Below are 20517 nucleotides of genomic sequence, written 5' to 3' on the forward strand. Positions count from 1 at the left end.
AGGACGCCGTGGAGGGAGTGCTCACCGGTTTCGCGATCATCGGGGTGGTCATCGCGGTCGGCTACCTGATCGCGCGGTTCGGCCTCGTGCCTCCGGAGGGGCGCGCCGTGCTCTCGCGCATCGCCTTCTTCGTCACCACACCGGCCCTGCTCTTCACGGTTCTCGCGAAGGCCGACGTGTCGGTGCTCTTCTCCTCCTTCCTCCTCGTCTCGCTGTGCTCGGTCGCCCTCGTCGCCGCGCTCTACGTGCTCGCCTCGAGGCTGTTCTTCCGCAGGCCGGTCCCGGAGACGGTGATCGGCACCGCCTCCGCGTCCTACGTCAACGCCAACAACATCGGCCTCCCGGTCGCGATCTACGTGCTCGGCGATCCGCAGTGGGTCGCGCCGACCCTGCTCCTGCAGCTGCTCGTGCTGGCCCCGACGGTCCTCACCGTGCTCGACATCTCGACCAGCGGGAGGACGTCGGTGCGCTCGATCCTGACCCAGCCGCTCCGGAACCCGATGATCATCGCCTCCGCGCTGGGCCTGCTGGTCGCGGTGACCGGGGTGCAGCTGCCGGCTCCGGTGCTCGAGCCGTTCTCGATCATCGGCAACGCGTCCATCCCGCTGGTGCTGATGGCGTTCGGGATGTCGCTGCGCGGTCAGCGCCCGCTCGAGGCGGGTCCGGCCAGGATCGAGGTCGTGGTCGCCTCGACGCTGAAGGCGCTGGTCATGCCGGCGGCCGCCTACCTGCTGGGCCGATTCGCCTTCCAGCTCGACGCCGAGCACCTCTTCGCGGTCACCGTGACGGCGGCTCTGCCGACCGCGCAGAACATCTTCAACTTCGCCTCCCGGTACGACCGGGGCATCGCCGTCGCGCGCGACACGGCCCTGGTGACCACCGTCGCGGCCGTGCCGGTGCTGATCGCGGTGTCGCTCCTCCTGGGGTGACGGCGGCGGCGCCCGCGCCGCGCCACCGCGGCCCGGGTCGCTTAGGCTCTCTCGAATGAGCACCACGACGACCTCCTCTCGCCGCGCCTCCGGAGCCCCCCGCCGCCGACGCCGAGGCCTCTGGATCACGCTGACGATCCTGCTGGTCCTCGTGATCGGCGCGATCGTCGCGGTGTTCCTCGCGATCCAGACCTACGACAAGGCGATGACGGTGCGCGCCAAGCTCACCTCCGCGATCCCGCTCGTCTCTCAGGTCGCCGACCAGCTGACCGGCTTCGACACCGCGGGCGCCGAGTCGACAGCGGGCCAGATCGCGACCCTCACCGGCGAGGCGCGCGACCAGACCGACGACCCGGTGTGGCGGGTCATGGAGATCGTGCCCGTGCTCGGGCCGAACCTCTCGGCCGTGCGGGCGGCGACCGAGATCGCCGACGACGTGTCCGGCAAGATCGTCACTCCGCTCTCCTCGACCTCGCTCGACGTGCTCAAGCCGGTCGACGGCCGGGTCGACCTCGCGGCGATCACCGATCTCTCCGAGAAGATCACCGTCGCCAAGGGCGTCGTCGACGAGGCGGAGGCCCGGATCGACGGCATCGACCGCGGTGCCCTCGTGCCGCAGGTCGCCGACGCGCTCGACGCGTTCACCCCGCAGCTCGCGACCGCCACGAAGGCGATGGACCAGGTCGAGCCGCTCACGACGATCCTCCCCGACGCCCTCGGCGCCGGCGGGCCGCGCAGCTACCTCGTGCTCTTCCAGAACCTCGCCGAGTCGCAGGCCCTCGGAGGCGGCGCCTCCTCGGTCATGCAGCTGAACATCGACGGGGGCGCGATCTCGATCGGCGAGCAGCTCTCGAGCCAGGACTTCCGCGACCTGCAGTCGGTCACGGTCGACCAGAGCGCGCTCGACACCTTCGGCGGCAACCTCGCGACGACCTTCAACGTCTCGACCAGCCGACCCGACTTCCCGACGGCGTCCTCGATCGCGACGCAGTTCTGGGCGCAGAAGTTCCCCGAGCAGAAGATCGATGGAGTGATGGCGATCGACCCGGTCGCCCTGTCGTACCTCCTCGCCGCGACCGGCCCGGTCACCCTGACCGACGGCACCGAGCTGACCAGCGACAACGCGGTGTCGACCCTGCTGAACAAGGTCTACTTCCGGTACTCGCCGGAGACCGTCGGTGCTGAGACCGACGCCTTCTTCTCGGAGGCGAGCGCGACGATCCTCGGCAAGATCCTCGGTGGCGACATGGAGCCCACGAGGATGCTCCCCGCCGTCGTGAAGGCCGTCGGCGAGAGCCGGATCCTCGCCTACAGCACGGACCCCGAGGAGCAGGCCCTGCTGGCGCCGACCCCGATCGCGGGCGTCCTCCCCGCCGACAACTCCGACACGACGACGACCGGGGTGTTCTTCCAGGACGCGTCGATCGGCTCGAAGATGGACTACTACCTCGACACCGCGGTGACGCAGTCGAGCGCGAACCGCTGCGCCGCCTCCGGAGCGACCTTCTCGACGCAGGTCACGCTGACCAACACCATCTCCGAGAAGGTGGCGGCGACCCTGCCGCCGTACGTCGCTGCCAACGGCGGCCGCGGACGCATCCCGCTGGGCGACTTCGTCACGAACGTGTACGTCTACGGGCCTCCCGGGACGACCGTCGTCGACAGCTCCTGGTCGGCCGGGATCGGCTTCCCGGTCGCGAACACCGACGACCTGGGGCGTCCCGTGGCCAAGGTCGCCGTGCAGCTCGCTCCCGGGCAGTCCGACACCGTCACGGTGAACTTCGCCGCGGGCGAGTCGACGGGCTTCGGAGAGCAGGCGCTCCGCGTCACTCCGATGATCAACAAGACCGACCAGACCCTGATCGACGACCCGAGCTGCTGACCCCGCTGATCCCCGCGCGACGCGTCAGACCAGCGCGGAGCCGGGGATCGAGCTGGTGACGAGCCAGGACGCCAGGAAAGCCGTGCCGACGCAGAGCGCGAACGCGACGATCGGGATCCAGAACACGCGGCGGCCGACGAGGTAGCGGACGACCGTCACCCCCACGGCGATCAGCGTCAGGACCGGCGGGCCGATCAGCGCGATCGAGACGCCCCAGTCGATCCGGTCGAAGTCGCAGGCGATGTTCTGCCCCTCGCACTGCGCCGGGAACACGGCGAGGACCGCCGCGAGGTAGCCGAGCACCACGCAGAGCAGACCGAGCGCGAGGCAGCCGAGGATCGAGAGCACGAGATCCCAGCGGCGGCGGTGGGGTCGCCCGGCCTCGAACGTCTCGCGGACCGAGCGGTACGCCTCGGTGCGGAGCTCGTCGTGCTCGCGCGACACGACCGGCCGGCTCGCCGGGCGCGGGGTCGCGGAGGCGTTCGCCCGCTTCTTCTTCGACGACGCCATGCTCAGAAGATCATCGGCCGGTCGTCGTCGAGCGTCGTCTCGAGGTCGAGATCGACGACGACGGGGACGTGGTCGCTCGGGGCGTCGCCCTTGCGCTCCTCGCGGTGGATCGAGGCGCCGGTCACGAGGTCGCCGAACGCGCGCGAGCCGAGCACGAAGTCGATCCGCAGGCCCTCGTTGCGCGGGAAGCGCAGCTGCTTGTAGTCCCAGTAGGTGTAGCCGCCCGGCACCAGCGGGCGCACCACGTCGTGCAGGCCGGCGCCCTCGAAGGCGGCGAAGGCCGCGCGCTCCTCGGGCGAGACGTGCGTGGATCCGGGGCCGAGCGTCGGGTCGCCGACGTCGCTGTCGAGCGGAGCGACGTTCCAGTCGCCCACGAGCGCCAGCGGCAGGTCGGGCTCGGCGGCGAGCCACTCGCGGGTGCTCGCCTCGAGCGCGGCGAACCACTCGAGCTTGTAGAACCAGTGCGGGTCGCCGACCGCGCGGCCGTTCGGGACGTAGAGGCTCCAGATGCGGACGCCGTCGACGGTCGCGCCGATCGCCCGCGCCTCGAGCGGGAACGTCCCGTCCTCCAGCGGCTCCTTGGCGAAGCCGGGCATGCCGGGGAACCCGATCGCGACGTCCTCCATCGGCAGGCGGGAGGCGATGCCCACGCCGTTCCACTGGCTGAGGCCGACCATCTCGACGTGGTAGCCGGCGGCGGCGAAGGCCTCGTGCGGGAACTGCTCGGGCTTGCACTTGAGCTCCTGCATCGCGAGGACGTCGATGTCCTCGCGCACCAGCCAGTCGACGACGCGCCCCGTCCGGGCGCGGATGGAGTTCACGTTCCAGGTGGCGATGCGCATCCTGCGAGTGTAGGAGCCGCCACCGACAGGTTCGCCGAGGCCACGATCAGCCGAACGGCGGATTGCACTTCCCGTGTCGGTGGTCGATGGTTGTCTTGCGCCGTCCCCGAACGGCCCGCCATCCCGCGCCGCTCGATCCGCACCGTGCTCGGTCCAAACCGTGCTCGATCCATACCCCGGTCCGATCGTCCCGTGCGAGCCGGCCTCCGGCTGCCCACACCTCCACTGCCTCTCCCCTTGCTCCGCTCCCGTCCGGAGGACCCCATGATCCTGCTCCGTCTCGCGGCGTCGTACGCGAAGCCCTACACCCGCTGGGTGGTCGCGGTCGTCGTGCTCCAGCTCGTCTCGACGCTCGCCGCGCTCTACCTGCCGAGCCTCAACGCCGAGATCATCGACCAGGGCATCGGCCGGGGCGACACCGACTTCATCTGGGCGACGGGCGTCACCATGCTCGGCGTCTGCCTGGTCCAGGTCGTCACGGCGATCGGAGGCGTCTACTTCGGCGCCCGCACCGCGATGGCCGTCGGCCGCGACCTGCGCCGCGACGTCTACCGCCGCGTCGACTCGCTGAGCGGGCTCGAGGTGGGCGGCTTCGGCACGGCCACCCTCATCACCCGCGGCACGAACGACGTGCAGCAGGTGCAGATGCTCGTGCTGATGACCCTCAACTTCATGGTGTCCGCGCCGATCATGTGCGTCGGAGGCATCATCTTCGCGCTGCGCGAGGATGCGGGCCTCTCGTGGCTGGTCTGGGTCTCGGTCCCGCTGCTCTTCGTCGTCGTCGGGGTCCTGGTCTTCCTGCTCCTGCCGCTGTTCCGCCTCATGCAGGACCGCATCGACGGCATCAACAGCGTGCTGCGCGAGCAGATCACGGGAATCCGCGTCGTGCGGGCGTTCGTCCGCGAGCCGTTCGAGTCCGAGCGGTACCGCCGCTCGAACGCCGCCATCACCGAGGTCTCGATCAAGGTCGGCAACATCTTCGTGCTGATGTTCCCGGCGATCATGATGATCCTGCACCTCGCCACCGCGGCCGTGCTCTGGTTCGGCGGGCAGCGCGTCGACGCGGGTCAGATGCAGATCGGCTCGCTGACCGCGTTCCTGCAGTACCTCCTGCAGATCCTCACCGCGGTGATGATGGGCGTCTTCATGGTGATGATGATCCCGCGCGCGGTCGTCTGCGCCGAGCGGATCAAGGAGGTGCTCGACGCCCGCACCAGCCTGACGACCCCGGCCGGAGGCGTGAGCGCGCCGACCACCGGCCGCGTCGAGTTCTCGGGAGTGACCTTCGGCTACCCGGGTGCCGAGCGGCCCGTGCTCTCGAGCGTCGACCTGGTCGCCGAGCCCGGCCGCACGACCGCCATCGTCGGCTCGACGGGAGCCGGCAAGACCACCCTCCTCGGCCTCGTGCCCCGCCTGTTCGACCCGCAGCAGGGCGCGGTCACCATCGACGGCGTCCCCGTCTCCTCCCTCGACCGAGCGCAGCTCGCCCGGGTGATCGGGCTCGTGCCGCAGCGGCCCTACCTCTTCTCGGGCACCATCGCCTCCAACCTCCGCTTCGGCCGCCCGGACGCGACCGACGCCGAGCTGTGGGAGGCGCTGCGCATCGCGCAGGGCGAGGACTTCGTCAGGGCCAAGGAGCGCGGACTCGACGAGCCGGTGTCGCAGGGCGGCACCAACGTCTCGGGCGGGCAGCGGCAGCGTCTCTGCATCGCGCGGGCACTCGTCGCCCGGCCCAGGGTCTTCCTCTTCGACGACTCGTTCTCGGCGCTCGACGTGGCGACGGATGCGCGCCTGCGCGAGTCCCTCGCCGACGCCACCACCGACGCGACCGTGATCATCGTCGCCCAGCGGGTGTCGACCATCCGGCACGCCGACAGCATCGTCGTGCTCGACGCGGGCCGCATCGTCGGCCGCGGCACGCACGACGAGCTCCTCGAGTCGAACGCGACCTACCGCGAGATCGTCGAATCCCAGCTGAGCGTGGAAGGGGTGGCCTGAGATGGCACGCGTACGCGACACCGTCGACGAGAAGCCCGCCGAGCAGGCTCCGGTCGACCCCGAGTTCGAGCCCGGCGAGGGCGACGGCGGGATGTTCGGCGACGGCCCGCCCGCCCGCAAGGCGCAGCACTTCTGGCCGTCCGCCAAGCGGCTGTTCAGCCTGCTCGGCCCCGAGCGCGCCCGGATGATCCTGGTGGTCGCCCTGGTGTCCGCCTCCGTGGTGCTCACCGTGATCGCCCCGAAGATCCTCGGGCAGGCGATGGACACCATCTTCAACGGCGTGATCGGCGCGCAGCTCCCCGCCGGGGTCCCGCTCGAGCAGATCATCGAGCAGCAGCGGGCGTCGGGCAACGGCACGTTCGCGGACATGCTCTCCAAGACGGACATCGTCCCCGGGCAGGGCGTCGACTTCGTCGTGCTGGGGCGCCTCATCATCATCGTGCTGCTGATGTACGTCGTCGCGTCGGTGCTGATGTGGGCGCAGGGCTTCCTCCTCAACGGGCTGGTCATGCGCGTCGTCTACGGCCTGCGCCAGGACATCGAGGCCAAGCTGAACCGGCTCCCGCTGCGCTACTTCGACACCCGTCAGCGCGGCGACGTGATGTCGCGCGTCACCAACGACGTCGACAACATCCAGACCGCGCTCCAGCAGGCGTTCTCGCAGCTCGTGCAGTCGGTGCTGACGATCATCGGCATCGCGGCGATGATGTTCATCGTCTCGTGGCAGCTCGCGCTGATCGCACTGATCTCCATCCCGCTGTCGGGGATCATCGCCGGCGTCATCGGCGCCCGCTCGCAGAAGCTCTTCGCGGCGCAGTGGAAGAACACCGGGGCGCTCAACGGCCACATCGAGGAGACGTTCTCGGGTCTCGAGATCGTCCGCGCCTTCGGGCGCGACCGCGAGATGCTCGAGGAGTTCGACCGCCGCAACGACAGCCTCTACAGCGCCTCCTTCGGCGCCCAGTTCGTCTCGGGCATGATCATGCCCGCGATGACCTTCGTCTCCTACCTGTCCTACGTGCTGATCGCCGTCGTCGGCGGGCTGCGGGTCGCCTCCGGTCAGCTGACCCTCGGCGACGCGACCGCCTTCATCCAGTACTCGCGCGAGTTCACGCAGCCCGTCACCCAGCTCGCGAGCATGGCCAACATGCTGCAGTCGGGCGTGGCCTCGGCCGAGCGCACCTTCGAGCTGCTCGACGCCGACGAGCAGGACCCCGAGACCGCCACCGCGTCGCTCCCCGAGCGCACCGACGGCCACGTCGAGTTCCAGGACGTCTCGTTCTCGTACGACCCCGAGCAGCCCCTCATCGAGGGCCTCTCGTTCTCGGCGCAGCCCGGCCAGACCGTGGCGATCGTCGGCCCGACCGGCGCCGGCAAGACCACGCTGGTGAATCTGGTGATGCGCTTCTACGAGCTCACCGGCGGACGCATCCTCCTCGACGGCGTCGACATCACCGAGCTCGCCCGCGGCGATCTGCGCTCCCGCGTGGGCATGGTGCTGCAGGACGCCTGGCTCTTCCAGGGCACGATCCGCGAGAACATCCGCTACGGCCGCCTCGATGCGACCGACGACGAGATCGCCGACGCCGCGCGCGCCACGATGGTCGACCGCTTCGTGCAGCAGCTGCCCGAGGGCTACGACACGGTGCTCGACGCCGAGGGCGGCAGCGTCTCGGCCGGAGAGCGCCAGCTCATCACGATCGCGCGCGCGTTCCTCGCCAACCCCTCGCTGCTGATCCTCGACGAGGCGACCTCCTCGGTCGACACCCGCACCGAGCTGCTCGTGCAGCACGCGATGAACGCGCTGCGCACCGACCGGACGTCGTTCGTCATCGCGCACCGTCTCTCGACGATCCGCGATGCCGACACGATCCTCGTGATGGAGTCGGGCCGCATCGTCGAGCAGGGTGCACACGAGGCCCTCCTCGAACGCCGAGGCGCCTACTACGACCTCTACATGACGCAGTTCCGCGGCGGAGGCGAGGAGGCGGGCAGTGCGGCCGCACCAGCGGGCCTTCCGGGCGGCGCAGAGGCCGCAACGGCTGCGCTCCCGGGCGGCGGAGGGAACGCGCCCTAGAGTAGGGGCGTGAACGACGCACGCCAGAAGCTCATCGAGTACATCGGCTCCGACGCCGTCTTCCACGGGGACTTCACCCTGACGAGCGGCAAGAAGGCGAGCTACTACGTCGACCTGCGACGCGTGAGCCTCGACCACCGGGTCGCACCGCTGATCGGCCAGGTCATGCTCGACCTCATCGCGCCGATCGAGCGGGTCGACGCCGTCGGCGGTCTCACCATGGGAGCCGATCCGATCGCCTCCGCGATCCTGCACCAGGGCGTCGCACGCGGCCTCTCCTACGACGCGTTCGTCGTGCGCAAGCAGCCGAAGGACCACGGCCGCGGTCGCCAGGTCGAGGGCCCCGACCTCGCGGGCAAGCGCGTCGTCGTCGTCGAGGACACCTCCACCACCGGCGGCTCGCCGCTCGCCGCCATCGAGGCGCTGGTGAAGGTCGGTGCTGAGATCGCCGGAGTCGCGGTCGTCGTCGACCGCGCCACCGGGGCCCGAGAGATCATCGAGGCCGCCGGGTACCCCTACTTCGCCGCGATCGGGCTGGCCGACCTCGGCCTGAGCTGATGGTCGACGAGCGCGGTCGCGACGGCGACGAGCCCGGGGGAGCGGATCGCCCGCAGGACCCGGCGCGCCCGGGCGCCGGGAGCGACTGGCTCCTGCAGCAGCTCAGCGACGGCCGGCTCAAGAGCATCTTCGACGCCCCGCGGAGGCGTCCGGCCCAGCCTGTCGCGCCTGCCGGCGAGGAGCCGACTGCCGTCGACGCGGCACCGGAGACCGACGCACCCGTGCGCAGCGACGTCGAGTCCGGCGAGCGCGACGCCGCGACCGACGACGAGCCGCCCGCCCCGTCCGGATCCAGGCCCGTCGCCTCCGCCGTCTGGCCGGCCGAGCCGTTGCGCGTCGATTCCGCGCAGACCGGACCGGACGCGGACACTGCTGCGGAGGAGGCGCCGTCGAGCGCCGCTGAGGGCGAGTCGGTGGCGCAGGCGACCGAGTCGCAGGAGCCGGCGTCGACTTCGGCCGAGGACGCCACCGAGTCGCAGGCGGGCCCGGCCGGCGCCGCGGCTCCCGCCGAGCAGTCCGCACCGGAGTCGTCCGCTCCCGAGCCGGTTTCGGCGGCACCATCCGCACCGGAGCCGACCGTGCAGTCGCCGACCCCGCGCGCCGAGGAGACCCCTGCCGTCGCTCCTGACGAGCCGGCGCCCGCAGCACCGCCGTCCGCTCCCGACGAGTCGCGCCGTACGCCGCAGGCTCCTGCAGCCACCCCTCCTGTCGACGCCTCTCCGGCCACGACGCCCGCTCCGCTGCCGACCGCCGAACCGCCGGTCGATCTGCCGACGGCGCCCCCGAGGCTCCGCGCCGAGGCGCACCGCCGCGACGACCGCCCCGAGGGAGCCACGCCGCCTGCGCCGCGCGATCCGGCCGAGGTGGAGGCCGTAGCCTCCGACACCGTGTACCACTGGCCCGATCCCCGGGGCGGCTGGGACGCGCCTCCGGTCTGGGAGGAGGTCGTCGCTCCGCGCGAGGAGCCCGACGACGACGGGGGCGACGAGGAGCTGTGGCGCGAGACCGCCGGCGTCTACGCCTGGAATCTCGAGCCGACCGCCGACGAGACCGCCACCGACTCGGGTGAGCCCGATCGCGCGGAGCCGGTGGGCGACGACGCTCCGACGGGCGCCGCCACACCCTTCCGCACAGCGGCCGCGGCGGCGCACGTCAATGCGACGCCGACCGGGGCGCAGGAGCCGCGATCCCGGCAGCCGCGCACCGAGAAGGCGCGCACCCCGCGCGAGCCGCTCGCCCCGAAGGAGCCGAAGGCCCCGAAGGAGCCGCGGACCCCGAGAGAGCCGCGCGCTGCGAAGGAGCCGCGCGCACCGAGAGAGCCTCGCCCCGCACGTGTCGCCACCGCGACGAGCGCCTCGCGGCGGCTCCTCGAGCGCCCGGAGAGCCGTCGCCGGCTGCTGATCGGTCTGATCGCTCTGGGCGTCGTCATCGTGCTCGCCGCCCTCGTCGCGCTCGGCATCGCGATCGGCTCGGCCGGAGCGCGCACCGACGGTGCCGCGGCCCCCGCGCCCGCCGCGACCGATCCCGCCTCCGCATCGGCCGCCCCGTCCGTCGCTCCGACCGCCGAGATCCCGACCGTGGGCCCGCTCCCGGCGGGCGTCTGGGCCTGGAGCACCCTCCTCGGCGGCGAGTGCCTGCAGCCCTTCGACTCGGTCTGGGCCGAGGAGTTCACCGTCGTCGACTGCGCCACCGCGCACACCGCCGAGATGGTCGACACCGGCCGGCTGACCGATGCGACGTTCCCCGGTCAGGAGGCGCTCGCCGTCGCGGTCGCCTCGATCTGCCAGGCCGAGGGAGTCGTCGACGTGACGGGTGCCGAGGCCTACGGCGACGTCCAGGTGTCGGGCGCGTTCCCGGTCACGCAGGAGCAGTGGGACGCGGGTGAGCGCAGCTACTACTGCTTCGTCGACCGTGCAGGCGGCGGCGAGCTGATCGGCACCCTCGACGGGACCCCCTCCGCCTGACGCGGCTTGTAGGGTTGCCGATCGTGGACGAGGACAACGCGACGACCGACGCTCCCGGCCCCACCGCCTCGGTCGAGGCCACCACCCACGGAGTAGGACCCTGGCGGGGCGAGCCGCCCGACGACGACCGGCTCGACCCCGAGCTGCTCGCGAACGGCGACTCCCGCAACGTCGTCGACCGCTTCCGCTACTGGCGGATGGACGCCATCGTCGCCGAGCTCGACCGCACGCGGCACCCGTTCCACGTGGCCATCGAGAACTGGCAGCACGACATGAACATCGGCTCGATCGTCCGCAGCGCGAACGCGTTCGGGGCCGAGAGCGTGCACATCGTCGGCCGCCGCCGCTGGAACAAGCGCGGAGCGATGGTCACCGACCGGTACCAGCACGTGCAGCACCACGAGACGGTCGCCGATCTCGCGCAGTGGGCGGCGGCGGCGGCGGTCCCGGTGATCGCGATCGACAACGTCCCCGGGTGCGCGCCCCTCGAGACCTACGCCCTGCCGGAGCGCTGCGTGCTGCTGTTCGGGCAGGAGGGGCCGGGGCTGTCTCCGGAGGCGCTCGCCGCGTCCGCCGCGATCCTCGAGATCTCGCAGTTCGGCTCGACCCGCTCGATCAACGCCTCGGCCGCCGCCGCCGTCACCATGCACGCCTGGATCCTGCAGCACGTCCGCTTCTGAGCCCGCAGCCTCACCAGCCTCCACGTCGAGCGAACAGCGGACCCGCCCGCCCGCTGGTCGAGTTGCCCCGCAGGGGCGTATCGGGCGCACACAGCGTCCTCCGGACCGCCGTCCGCGCTGCGGGTGCGGGCGACGGAGACAGGGCCGGTTCAGACGACGGCGTCGGGCGGGAACTCGGACTCGAGCGGCTCCGCGGACAGGAGCTCGTGCACGCCGCTCAGCACCTCGTCGGGGCGGAACGGGTAGCGCTCCATCTCGGCGTTGTCGCTGATGCCGGTCATCACGAGGACCGTGTGCAGCCCGGCCTCGATGCCCGCGATGATGTCGGTGTCCATCCGGTCGCCGATCATGCCGGTGTTCTCACTGTGCGCGCCGATCTTGTTCATCGCCGAGCGGAACATCATCGGGTTCGGCTTGCCGACGACGTACGGATCCTTGCCGGTCGCCTTGGTGATCAGCGCCGCGATCGCGCCGGTCGCGGGCATCACGCCCTCGGCACTCGGGCCGGTCGCATCCGGGTTGGTGACGATGAACCGGGCGCCGTCGATGATCAGGCGGATCGCCTTCGTGATCGCCTCGAAGCTGTAGTTGCGGGTCTCGCCGACGACGACGTAGTCGGGCGCCGTCTCGGTCATGATGAAGCCCGCCTCGTGGAGGGCCGTCGTGATACCGGCCTCGCCGATGACGAAGGCGCTGCCTCCGGGGATCTGCGACGCGCAGAAGTCGGCCGTCGCGAGCGCACTCGTCCAGATGCGCTCCTCGGGCACGTGCAGGCCCGAGGCCCGCAGCCGCGCCGCGAGATCGCGCGGAGTGAAGATGGAGTTGTTGGTGAGCACCAGGAACGGGACTCCGGCGTCCGTCCACTCCTGGATCAGCTCGGGCGCCCCGGGGAGCGCCTTGTTCTCGTGCACCAGCACGCCGTCCATGTCGGTCAGCCAGCACTCGACATCATTGCGGTTAGTCGCCATCCCCCGATGCTATCCGCGGACCACCCGACGCGCGTCGTGCGCAGTGGCGGCGCACTCACGGCCGTGTGCGCCGAGCTCCCGCAGGGTGATCGTCGAACTCGCGGATCACCCGGTCCACACCGCCGATACGGAGTCGATGCGGTCAGGTCGACGGTCGACGCAGAAGCCGACAGCGCTCCCGATCCGTCGCCACGCCAGTGCCGCCCGGCCGCGGATCGACCCGGCGACGATCGCGGCTGCGGTCGCGGCGCTGAGTCCGGTCAGCCATTCGGCCTGATTCGCCCAGACGGTGTCGTCCTCCCCCGCGGCCCGGAGAGAGGCCAGGATGTCGGGCACCAGCGGCGATGGGTCGCCCCCCGACTGTGTGACGGCGATCGCCTGGTTCAGCAGCGCGACGACGAACTGCTCGTTCTCGGCACCCCACCGTCCGGGAGCGAGGTACTCGTGCTCGGTCACCGGCTCCTGCATCCTCGAGGACACCTCGGCCGTCGGCTCCAGGGCCGACCACGGTTGCTCCGACCAGCGCGCCTCTCGGACGTCGCGCTCGAGCAGGCGGTCGTCGTCGGCGAACACTCCGTGGACCAGCCGCGTCACTCCGGTGGCCAGCTCTGTCACGAACAGGCGATCGCCGCTGCCGTGCGCGTGCTGATGCGCGGAGTCGACGCCCGCCGGACTGAGCGTGAGCATCTCGGAGCCGTCCGGGGAGGCGGCGGGGTGCCAGAAGAACGGGAATTCGGGGTTCACGATCGTGTCCGGAGTCAGCGCTGGGAAGTCGCGGACGTGCTCTCCGGTGTTCACGTCGTACAGGCGCGGCACGGCGAGGCCGTCCGTGTGCTCCACGGTGAGCAGGGTCGACGTCGTGCCGGGCCACCAGCCGGCGTTCCCGACGTCCACCGTCAGCAGTCGTCCCGTCGCGACCTCGATGAGTCGCGTCTGGCGGGTGCTCGTGACCAGCAGCCAGCGCCCGTCACCGCTGAAGCGGAGAGGATCGGCGCCCGAGTACTCGTGCACCACGGTGAGCAGGCGGCGTGAGCCCGTCCTGTCGTACAGGTACACCGCGCCGGTGCTGGAGCCCAGGAAGGCGAGGACCGCTGCCGTCTCGCTGGCAGCGTGGTAGTCGACGGAGCCGGCGTCGATGGTCGCGTCGACGACCGTCATCGCGCCCGTCCGGAACGACCCCGCGTAGAGGCGCGGCACGGGGTGGAACAGTCCGCCGGGGTGTCCGGCCTCGGCGAAGGAGAAGGCGTTCCGACCGTCGATGGCGCCGAGATCGTGGGCGGGCGGCGATCCCCAGTTCTCGTGCGTGGGGTGACCGATCGCGAGGAAGCGGCCGGACTCCTCGTGGAGTACCGCCGAGGACGCCGTCGTCGTGCTCGGGAGCATCGGCGCGTCTGATGCGGAGCGCCACGAGTGCTCGAATCCGTTGCCGCGCTGCTCGCGCAGCTGATGCGCGAGCCGGTCGAGGACGTCGAAGACGGAGCCGCCGTCGGGCAGGTTCTCGCGGATCCGCTCGGTGTGGTGGAAGCGGCCGGCATCGGCTCGGTCCACCGACCGCGACGGGGCGGCATCGGCGCTCGGCCGCGTCTCGAGGACGTCCCAGAGCGAGCTGTCCGTCGACGCGGCATCCCGATCGTCCTGGAGGCCGGTGACTCGGTCGCGGTAGGCGTGGGTGAGGGAGTCGACGAAGCGCTGCCCGGCGTCGAGTACGTCGTCCGGAGTGCTCGACGGCGCCAGGCGGGTGGTCGCCGTCACTGCCGGGTCCAGCCAGAGGAGGTCGTGACCGGCACCGACGCTCACCCAGTCGAACGGCTCGAGCATCCCGTCCGCGCTCTCGCCGACGGTGGTGAAGAGGAGAGGGACCTCGTTCCACAGGCCGGCGAAGACGTCCACCGAGTCGCCCTCCTGGTCCGTGAAGGAGCGCTTGTACAGTTCCGGCTGCAGTCGCTCCCACGAGGACAGCGACCGGCGCAACGGGGCGGTCAGTGTCGGAAGACCCGCCTCCGCGGTGCCGACGGCGTGGAAGGCAGGCTCGGTCCAGACCGGGATCACATCGGCCGATTCGATGAGGTCCCGGAGCGCCGGGTCCGTGCTGCCCCTGACGATCAACTCCCTCCGATACGGAGGGCCGGCCGATTCGAACGGAGTCAGAACGGATGCGGTGACGTTCGAGCTGTTCGTCTCCGGCCCGCAGAAGACGATGACCGCCGAACCGCCCAGGCCCTCCACGGCGACCCAGAACACCGCCTCATCGGAGTCGAGCTGCTGGAAACCCAGCCTCCGGTGTGTCGATCGGGTCAGCTCGGGTGCGACGCGCGACGCCGTGGCGAGGAGAGTCTCGACGGGGACGTCCGCCCACAGGGCGACCGACAGTCCCATCGATTCCGCGAGGGCGTACAGGAGCTGTCTCGGGTCGTCCTCCGAGAGTCCGGGGTCGCTCAGTGCGACTGTCTCGCGGACGTCCTGCGGCGGCATCGCCGACGGGGCGCTCGCGCTGCGCGCCTCTCTGCGGCGGAACAAGCCCATGGTGCACCTCTCATCTCGATGCGCCGGATGCGCGCCTCGTCCGCAGTCGACACCTGCAGTCGGTCCTTCGTTACATGGACATGATGTCCTCGAAGCCTGGATCACCGCTACTCCGAATCCTGGTCGGACCCTGGCCCCCGCTGCGCCGAGGAGTGGACCCTGGAACCGATGTCGATGAGGTCAGAGCGCCGTTCCCAGCGTCCCGCGCCACTCCACTTCGGGGGGTAGGCGACTTGTTCAAGGGAGTGGCCTAATAGACGTGATGTATCAATCTCCGATACGGACGTCGGAGAGCATCCTCGTGAGGAGAAGATCATGGCGTGTGCGTGCACTTCGGCAGGCAAGCCCCGATGCGCCTGGTGCAATGAGGCGGTCGTCAATCGGATGCCCGTGAGCCGGCACAACTGTCAATGGGGCAACTGCTCCTGACGCATCTCTCCGCCGATCCGGACGAACAGAAGGGAGACGCCATCGTGGGGAAGCAGCAGCAGCCGCCACCGAAACCACCCTCGACCCCCGGCCCCCACCAGCCCAACCCACTGGTGAAGCCGCACTGAGAACGCGCGGGCTCGAGCCCGATCGCGACCCCGCTGCGCGACCGCCCGCAGGGTGGCCGACAGCCCCGGAGTGAGACCAGGAGGGTCTCTCTCGTCCCGGAACATCACAGGAGGATCACAATGGCCAAGTCGAATTGCTGTGGAGAAGCCATCGAGCGCGACAACGGCGGCAAAGCCCGCTGTTCGAAGTGCGGATCGGCCCAGTAGGCCACCGTCTCCTCCCGCTGCGGCACGACACCCGGAGAAGCCGCAGCGGGAGCAGCGGACAGAAGACGCACATCGGCGGAGCGGAGAACCCGGGCCGGACACGGCGCCCGGAACGCGGATCGCAACCGGCTCCCCGGACCGGCACAGGGGGAGCGGGCTAGCCTGGGGGCATGAGTGGCGAGAACCTGCTGGGCCCCGAACCGACCCTCCTCCCCGACGAGCCCGCGGTGACCGCGGCGCTCGCCAAGCACGCGAACCCCGGAGCCGTCGAGTTCGCCGCGCTCGCAGCGGCGCACCCGCGCTCCCCGCTCGCGTGGGCCCTCCTGGCCGACAGTGTCTGGGGCATCGACGCCGCGCTGCCGTCCTACGCCTACGCGCGCGTCGGCTACCACCGCGGCCTCGACCTGCTCCGCACCGCTGGCTGGCGCGGCCAAGGCCCGATCCCCTGGCGTCACGGACCCAACCGCGGCTTCCTCCTCGCGCTCTACGCCCTCCGCCGCGCCGCCGAATCCATCGGCGAGACCGACGAGGTCGACCGCCTCACCGGCTTCCTCCAGCAGGCCGACCCGGCCGCCATCCCCGAGATCGAGCGGTACCACGAGGATGCACTTCCCCCCACCGCCGCCATCGTCATCCTCGGGGCGGATTAGCGCTCAGTCACGGCGCTCGCGGCGTTGTCGTCGGGCGCCGTAGCTCCGCTACGACTTCCTCCTCCGCCTTGCGATCACCGCAACTGAGCGCTGATCCGCACACGGTTGCAGGGGTGGCCGTGCCTGCGGCACGAGCCCTCAGGGGGCCGCGCTTTCAGCGCGAGCAGTGGCCAGGGGGCCGCGCTTTCAGCGCGAGCAGTACCCGGGGGGCCGCGCTTCAGCGCGAGCGGTACCCAGGGGGGACGCCTCGAGCGTCCTAGGCTCAGCGCGACGCGAGGAGAAGAATGCCCGTCACGATCGCCGACATCTGCGCTCTTCCCGACCTCGCGCTCGACCTCGTCGCGGGCCGCGGCGGGGTGGGCCGGGAGATCCGCTGGGTGCATGTCTCCGAGGTCGTCGATCCGACTCCATGGCTGCAGGGCGGGGAACTCCTCCTGGTCACGGGCCTGCGCCTCGAGCCCGGCGTCGACCTGCGCGACTACGTCCGCCGGCTGTCCGACGCCGGGCTCGCCGGTATCGGCTTCGGGGTCGGATTCGGTTTCGACGATGTTCCGGGCGAGATGGTCGCCGAGGCGGACCGGACGGGGATCCCTCTCCTGCGCGTTCCCGTCGACACCCCCTACATGGCCATCTCGGAGGCGGTGTCCTCGGTCGTCTCCGCCGACCGCTACGAGGCGATCGGCCGAGCCCTCGCCGCCCAGCAGGACCTGACCCGCGCAGCGCTGGGAGCGGGCAGCGACTTCGTGAAGGAGCTCTCCCGCCACCTCGGCGGCTGGGTGGCGCAGACGACGGTCGCTGGGGAGGTCGTGCACGCGTGGCCCCCTCAGGCCGCGGAGCGAGTGCCCGAGCTGCTCGCCGACCTGGCGCGAGCGCGCGAGCACGGCGGCCCCTCGGCGGCCTCGATCCTCACGCCGGGCACCTCGACCGTCGTGCAGCCGCTCGCACTCGGAGGCACGCTGCGGGGCTTCCTCCTGGCCGGGCTGGATCGCGCTCTGGGGGCGTACGAGCGCAGCGTCCTCACCGCGGCGATCAGCCTCCTGACGCTCGAGCTCGAGAGGGCGGGTCGCCTGGCCGATCGGCTCTACCGGCAGCGTGCTCGCGTGCTCGAGCGCGTTCTGGCGTCGGACGAGCTCTCGAGTGATGCGCTCGCGCAGTTCGCCGCGTGGGGTCTCGCCGACGCTGCAGTGCGGGTCTGCGTGATCCTCGTCGCGGAGGAGGATGCCGACGCGCGGTTGGAGGAGGTGATCCTGCTCCTGGCGAGCTCGGAGGCGACCGCGGCGGCCGCACTCACCCGGTACGCGGAAGGACCCGCGATCGTGGTCGCCTTCACTGAGGACGCCGACATTCTCACGGCACTGCGGGGGATGGCGGCCACCAGCGCCGGTACCGCGCTCGGGATCGGCGACGCGCTGCAGCTGGGCGACCTGCTGCGCAATCACCGGGCGGCGAGGCACGCCGCCCTCCTCGGGCGCGCGGACGGCAGGGCCGTGACGGAGTTCGCTGAGTTCGCCGCCCTGCAGATGCTGCTCCGGTCCACGGCGCCCTCGGCACTGCGGGGCTTCGTGTCGAAGACGCTCGGACCGCTCACCCGCGGCGGCGGGCGCGAGCACGACCTGCGGCGCACGCTCGAGGTGTTCCTCGCCGCGAACGGCCGCTGGGGTGAGGCCGCGCAGGAGCTCGGCGTGCACCGCCACACGCTGCGGGCACGCATGGATCGCGTGGCCGAGGCCACCGGTCGCGACCCCGACGCCGCCTACGCCCGGATGGAACTGTGGTTGGCGCTGCTCATCGAGGACTCCATCGGCCTCGACTCCTGAGGCCGACGGGACGCCAGGGCCGGACGAGGTGTTCGGAGTCGACCGGATGTCCAGTGCGCGCGGCGACTGCCGCCTCCAGACTCTCCTCACAGCACGAGGACCGCTCCTCGGTTGACGGGAGGAGACCCATGACCACGCCCGCCGAGTCCCCGCGCCGATTCGACCTGTGGGGCGTCCCGTTCGACGGCGGCTCGACGCTCGGACGTCCCGGCTCCCGATACGCACCGGCCCGGATCCGGGAGTCGCTCGGGTGGATCACCCAGCGCGTCCAGGACGGCGTCGTCTACTCGCTCGAGACCGACGCGCTGCATCACATCGGCGACGACCTGATCATCGACCGCGGCGATGTCGAGGTGACCCCTTTCGATCTCGAGACGACGATCGACGCCTGCTCGGCCGCAGTGTCGGAGTCGGTGCGTGCGGGGAGGGTCCCGATCGTCCTCGGAGGAGACGACTCCCTCTTCTTCCCCGTCGTGCGCGGCCTCCACGATGCGACGGAGGGATCGGTCGGGGTGGTGCACTTCGACGCGCACCTCGACCTGCTGGATCGGAACCCCCATCAGGGCAGTCTCAGTCAGTCGAGCGGCATGCGCCGCTCGCTCGAGCTCGACCGCGTCGCACCCGCGACCTGCATCCAGGTCGGGTCGCGCCACTTCAACTTCCCCAGTTCGGGAGGCTTCAAGCGAGAGCACGGCCTCCGCCACATCAGCTCGCGCGAGTTCCAGGCTCTCGGTCCGGCCGCTGCGGCCGAGGCGATCCTGGAGCGGGTGGGAGACACGGACCACCTCTTCCTCTCCTTCGACATCGACTCGATCGATCCCGCCTTCGCCCCCGGGTCCGGAGCACACGAGCCCGGCGGTCTGACTTCGACCGACGCTCTCGAGGTCGTCCGGCTGCTCGCCCCGCACTGCGACGGTCTCGCTCTCACCGAGGTGAACCCGCTCGTCGACCTGGCCGGGGCCACCACGACTCTGGCTGCCTACCTCCTCTACCATTTCGCGGTCTTCGGCTCCCACGCGCCGATCGTGTCCGATCGTCCCTCCCTCTGACCCCCATCCCTTCTCCGGAGGACACCATGAACCCGCTTCCCCCCACCGCTCGACGGACCCGGCCCGCCGCGCTCGGCGCCGCGATCCTCCTCACTGCGGCGCTCGCCGGGTGCAGCACCACGAGCGCCGCCGAGCCGGCCGAGTCTGAGGGGCTGAACCTGCGCCTGGGCACAGTGCTCCCGCAGACCGGCTCGATCGCCTACATCGGCGCCCCGTCGCTGGCGGGGGTCGATCTCGCGATCGCCGACATCGAGGCCGCCGATGCGGGGGTGACCGTCGATGTCGAGCACAAGGACTCGGGTGACACCACCACCGACATCGCGACGCAGTCCGTCACATCGTTGCTCGACGACGGGGTGGCGGCCATCGTCGGGCCGGTCTCCTCGGGAGTCATGAAGACGGTGATCGACCAGATCGTCGCGGCAGGCGTCGTCGAGATCTCTCCTGCGAGCACGTCGCCCGACTTCACCGACTACGACGACGACGGACTCCTCTGGAGGACGGCTCCGTCGGACGTCCTGCAGGGGCAGATCCTGGGCAACAAGATCCTCGCCGACGGGAAGACGAACGTCTCGGTCCTGTCGATGAACGATGCCTACGGCAGCGGAATCCGCGACAACGTCATCGCGACTCTCGAGACGGGAGGCGCCGTCGTCGGCGCCGATGTCGTGTTCGAGCCCGGATCCGCCGACTTCAACTCGGCGCTCGGCACGGTCCTCGCGACTGACCCCGACGCCCTGGTCGTCGCCTCGTTCGATGAGATCTCGGTCATCGCCGAGCAGCTGGCCGCCAAGGGCTTCGACTTCGACAAGCTCTACGGACCCGACGGCAACTACGGCGTCATCACCGAGGCCGACACGAATGTCGACATCGCGGGGGCGCAGTTCACCAACCCCGGCGGCCAGGCCGATGCCGATGTCGAGTCGCGGCTGCAGGACCTGGTGGCGCAGCAGGGAGGAGATCCGCTGACCGTCTTCAACTACGCGAACGAGTCCTACGACGCGACGATCGTCCTCGCTCTCGCCGCCCTGCAAGCGGGCTCGGTCGAGAGCGCCGACATCCGCGACGAGCTGCAGTCGGTCTCGCGCGAGGGGACGGTCTGCACGTCGTTCGCCGACTGCGCCGCGCTCCTCGAGGCGGGCACCGACATCGACTACGACGGCCTCTCGGGCCCGATCACCTTCTCGGATCAGGGAGACACCACCGAAGCCTCGGTCTCGGTGTACCGGTACGGACCGGGGAACTCCCGCGAGTTCGAGGAGCTCGTCGACGGCACGCTCGCGGGGTGAGTGATGCCCGGAGGGGC

At 70.9% G+C, this 20517-nt stretch carries 15 protein-coding genes; 11 read left to right on the forward strand and 4 right to left on the reverse strand.

Translation table 11 applies throughout. The features are described 5' to 3' along the window. Positions 1–8: 8 nt before the first annotated feature. A complete protein-coding gene (locus tag ASG06_RS06820; protein ID WP_056040112.1) occupies positions 9–929 on the forward strand; it encodes an AEC family transporter in 921 nt (306 codons plus the stop codon). Positions 930–984: 55 nt separating this feature from the next. Beyond that, positions 985–2811: a DUF4012 domain-containing protein gene (locus ASG06_RS06825; protein WP_056040114.1), complete on the forward strand. Its 1827-nt coding sequence runs from the start codon at positions 985–987 to the stop codon at positions 2809–2811. Positions 2812–2835: 24 nt separating this feature from the next. On the opposite strand, the gene ASG06_RS06830 is transcribed toward ASG06_RS06825, so the two are convergent. Continuing rightward, positions 2836–3321 (reverse strand): DUF6264 family protein, encoded by a 486-nt coding sequence (locus ASG06_RS06830; RefSeq protein ID WP_056040116.1) that lies wholly within the window; start codon positions 3319–3321, stop codon positions 2836–2838. Positions 3322–3323: 2 nt separating this feature from the next. Further along, on the reverse strand, positions 3324–4163 hold the full coding sequence (locus ASG06_RS06835; protein ID WP_056040119.1) for an exodeoxyribonuclease III: 840 nt from the start codon (positions 4161–4163) through the stop codon (positions 3324–3326). Positions 4164–4427: 264 nt separating this feature from the next. Here ASG06_RS06835 and ASG06_RS06840 point away from each other — a divergent pair, with 264 nt between their 5' ends. From ASG06_RS06840 to ASG06_RS06860, 5 genes are read left to right on the forward strand one after another with little or no spacing between them, the layout of a single operon-like run. Beyond that, positions 4428–6161 (forward strand): ABC transporter ATP-binding protein, encoded by a 1734-nt coding sequence (locus ASG06_RS06840; RefSeq protein ID WP_056040121.1) that lies wholly within the window; start codon positions 4428–4430, stop codon positions 6159–6161. Between the two features lies 1 nt (position 6162). Next, on the forward strand, positions 6163–8238 hold the full coding sequence (locus ASG06_RS06845; protein ID WP_056040123.1) for an ABC transporter ATP-binding protein: 2076 nt from the start codon (positions 6163–6165) through the stop codon (positions 8236–8238). 9 nt (positions 8239–8247) lie between these two features. After that, complete coding sequence (gene pyrE / locus ASG06_RS06850) at positions 8248–8796, forward strand: orotate phosphoribosyltransferase (protein WP_056040125.1); 549 nt, start codon at positions 8248–8250, stop codon at positions 8794–8796. Beyond that, positions 8796–10760, forward strand: a complete 1965-nt coding sequence (locus tag ASG06_RS06855; RefSeq protein ID WP_056040126.1) for a septum formation family protein — start codon at positions 8796–8798, stop codon at positions 10758–10760. The genes pyrE and ASG06_RS06855 overlap by 1 nt, the downstream gene beginning before the upstream one ends. Before the next feature lie 23 nt (positions 10761–10783). Beyond that, entirely contained in the window at positions 10784–11440 is a 657-nt protein-coding gene (locus ASG06_RS06860; RefSeq protein WP_056040575.1) for a TrmH family RNA methyltransferase, read from the forward strand. A 149-nt stretch (positions 11441–11589) separates the two neighbouring features. Here ASG06_RS06860 and ASG06_RS06865 read toward each other — a convergent pair whose 3' ends face one another. Both ASG06_RS06865 and ASG06_RS06870 read right to left on the reverse strand, forming a co-directional pair. After that, on the reverse strand, positions 11590–12408 hold the full coding sequence (locus ASG06_RS06865; RefSeq protein WP_056040128.1) for an HAD-IIA family hydrolase: 819 nt from the start codon (positions 12406–12408) through the stop codon (positions 11590–11592). 105 nt (positions 12409–12513) lie between these two features. Continuing rightward, on the reverse strand, positions 12514–14931 hold the full coding sequence (locus ASG06_RS06870; RefSeq protein ID WP_056040130.1) for a hypothetical protein: 2418 nt from the start codon (positions 14929–14931) through the stop codon (positions 12514–12516). Between the two features lie 934 nt (positions 14932–15865). Here ASG06_RS06870 and ASG06_RS06880 point away from each other — a divergent pair. From ASG06_RS06880 to ASG06_RS06895, 4 genes are all read left to right on the forward strand, one after another. After that, the gene (locus ASG06_RS06880) at positions 15866–16345 is read left to right on the forward strand and encodes a DUF3151 domain-containing protein (protein ID WP_056040134.1); all 480 of its coding nucleotides are present in this window, start codon (positions 15866–15868) and stop codon (positions 16343–16345) included. Between the two features lie 284 nt (positions 16346–16629). Beyond that, positions 16630–18162, forward strand: coding sequence for a PucR family transcriptional regulator (locus ASG06_RS06885; RefSeq protein ID WP_056040136.1), 1533 nt, complete (start codon positions 16630–16632; stop codon positions 18160–18162). Positions 18163–18290: 128 nt separating this feature from the next. Then, a complete protein-coding gene (locus tag ASG06_RS06890; RefSeq protein ID WP_056040137.1) occupies positions 18291–19211 on the forward strand; it encodes an arginase family protein in 921 nt (306 codons plus the stop codon). Positions 19212–19237: 26 nt separating this feature from the next. Next, positions 19238–20500: an ABC transporter substrate-binding protein gene (locus ASG06_RS06895; RefSeq protein WP_056040139.1), complete on the forward strand. Its 1263-nt coding sequence runs from the start codon at positions 19238–19240 to the stop codon at positions 20498–20500. Positions 20501–20517: the final 17 nt, after the last annotated feature.

Origin of the sequence: Rathayibacter sp. Leaf185 (genome assembly GCF_001423885.1) — a bacterium.
Classification (GTDB): Bacteria; Actinomycetota; Actinomycetes; order Actinomycetales; family Microbacteriaceae; genus Rathayibacter.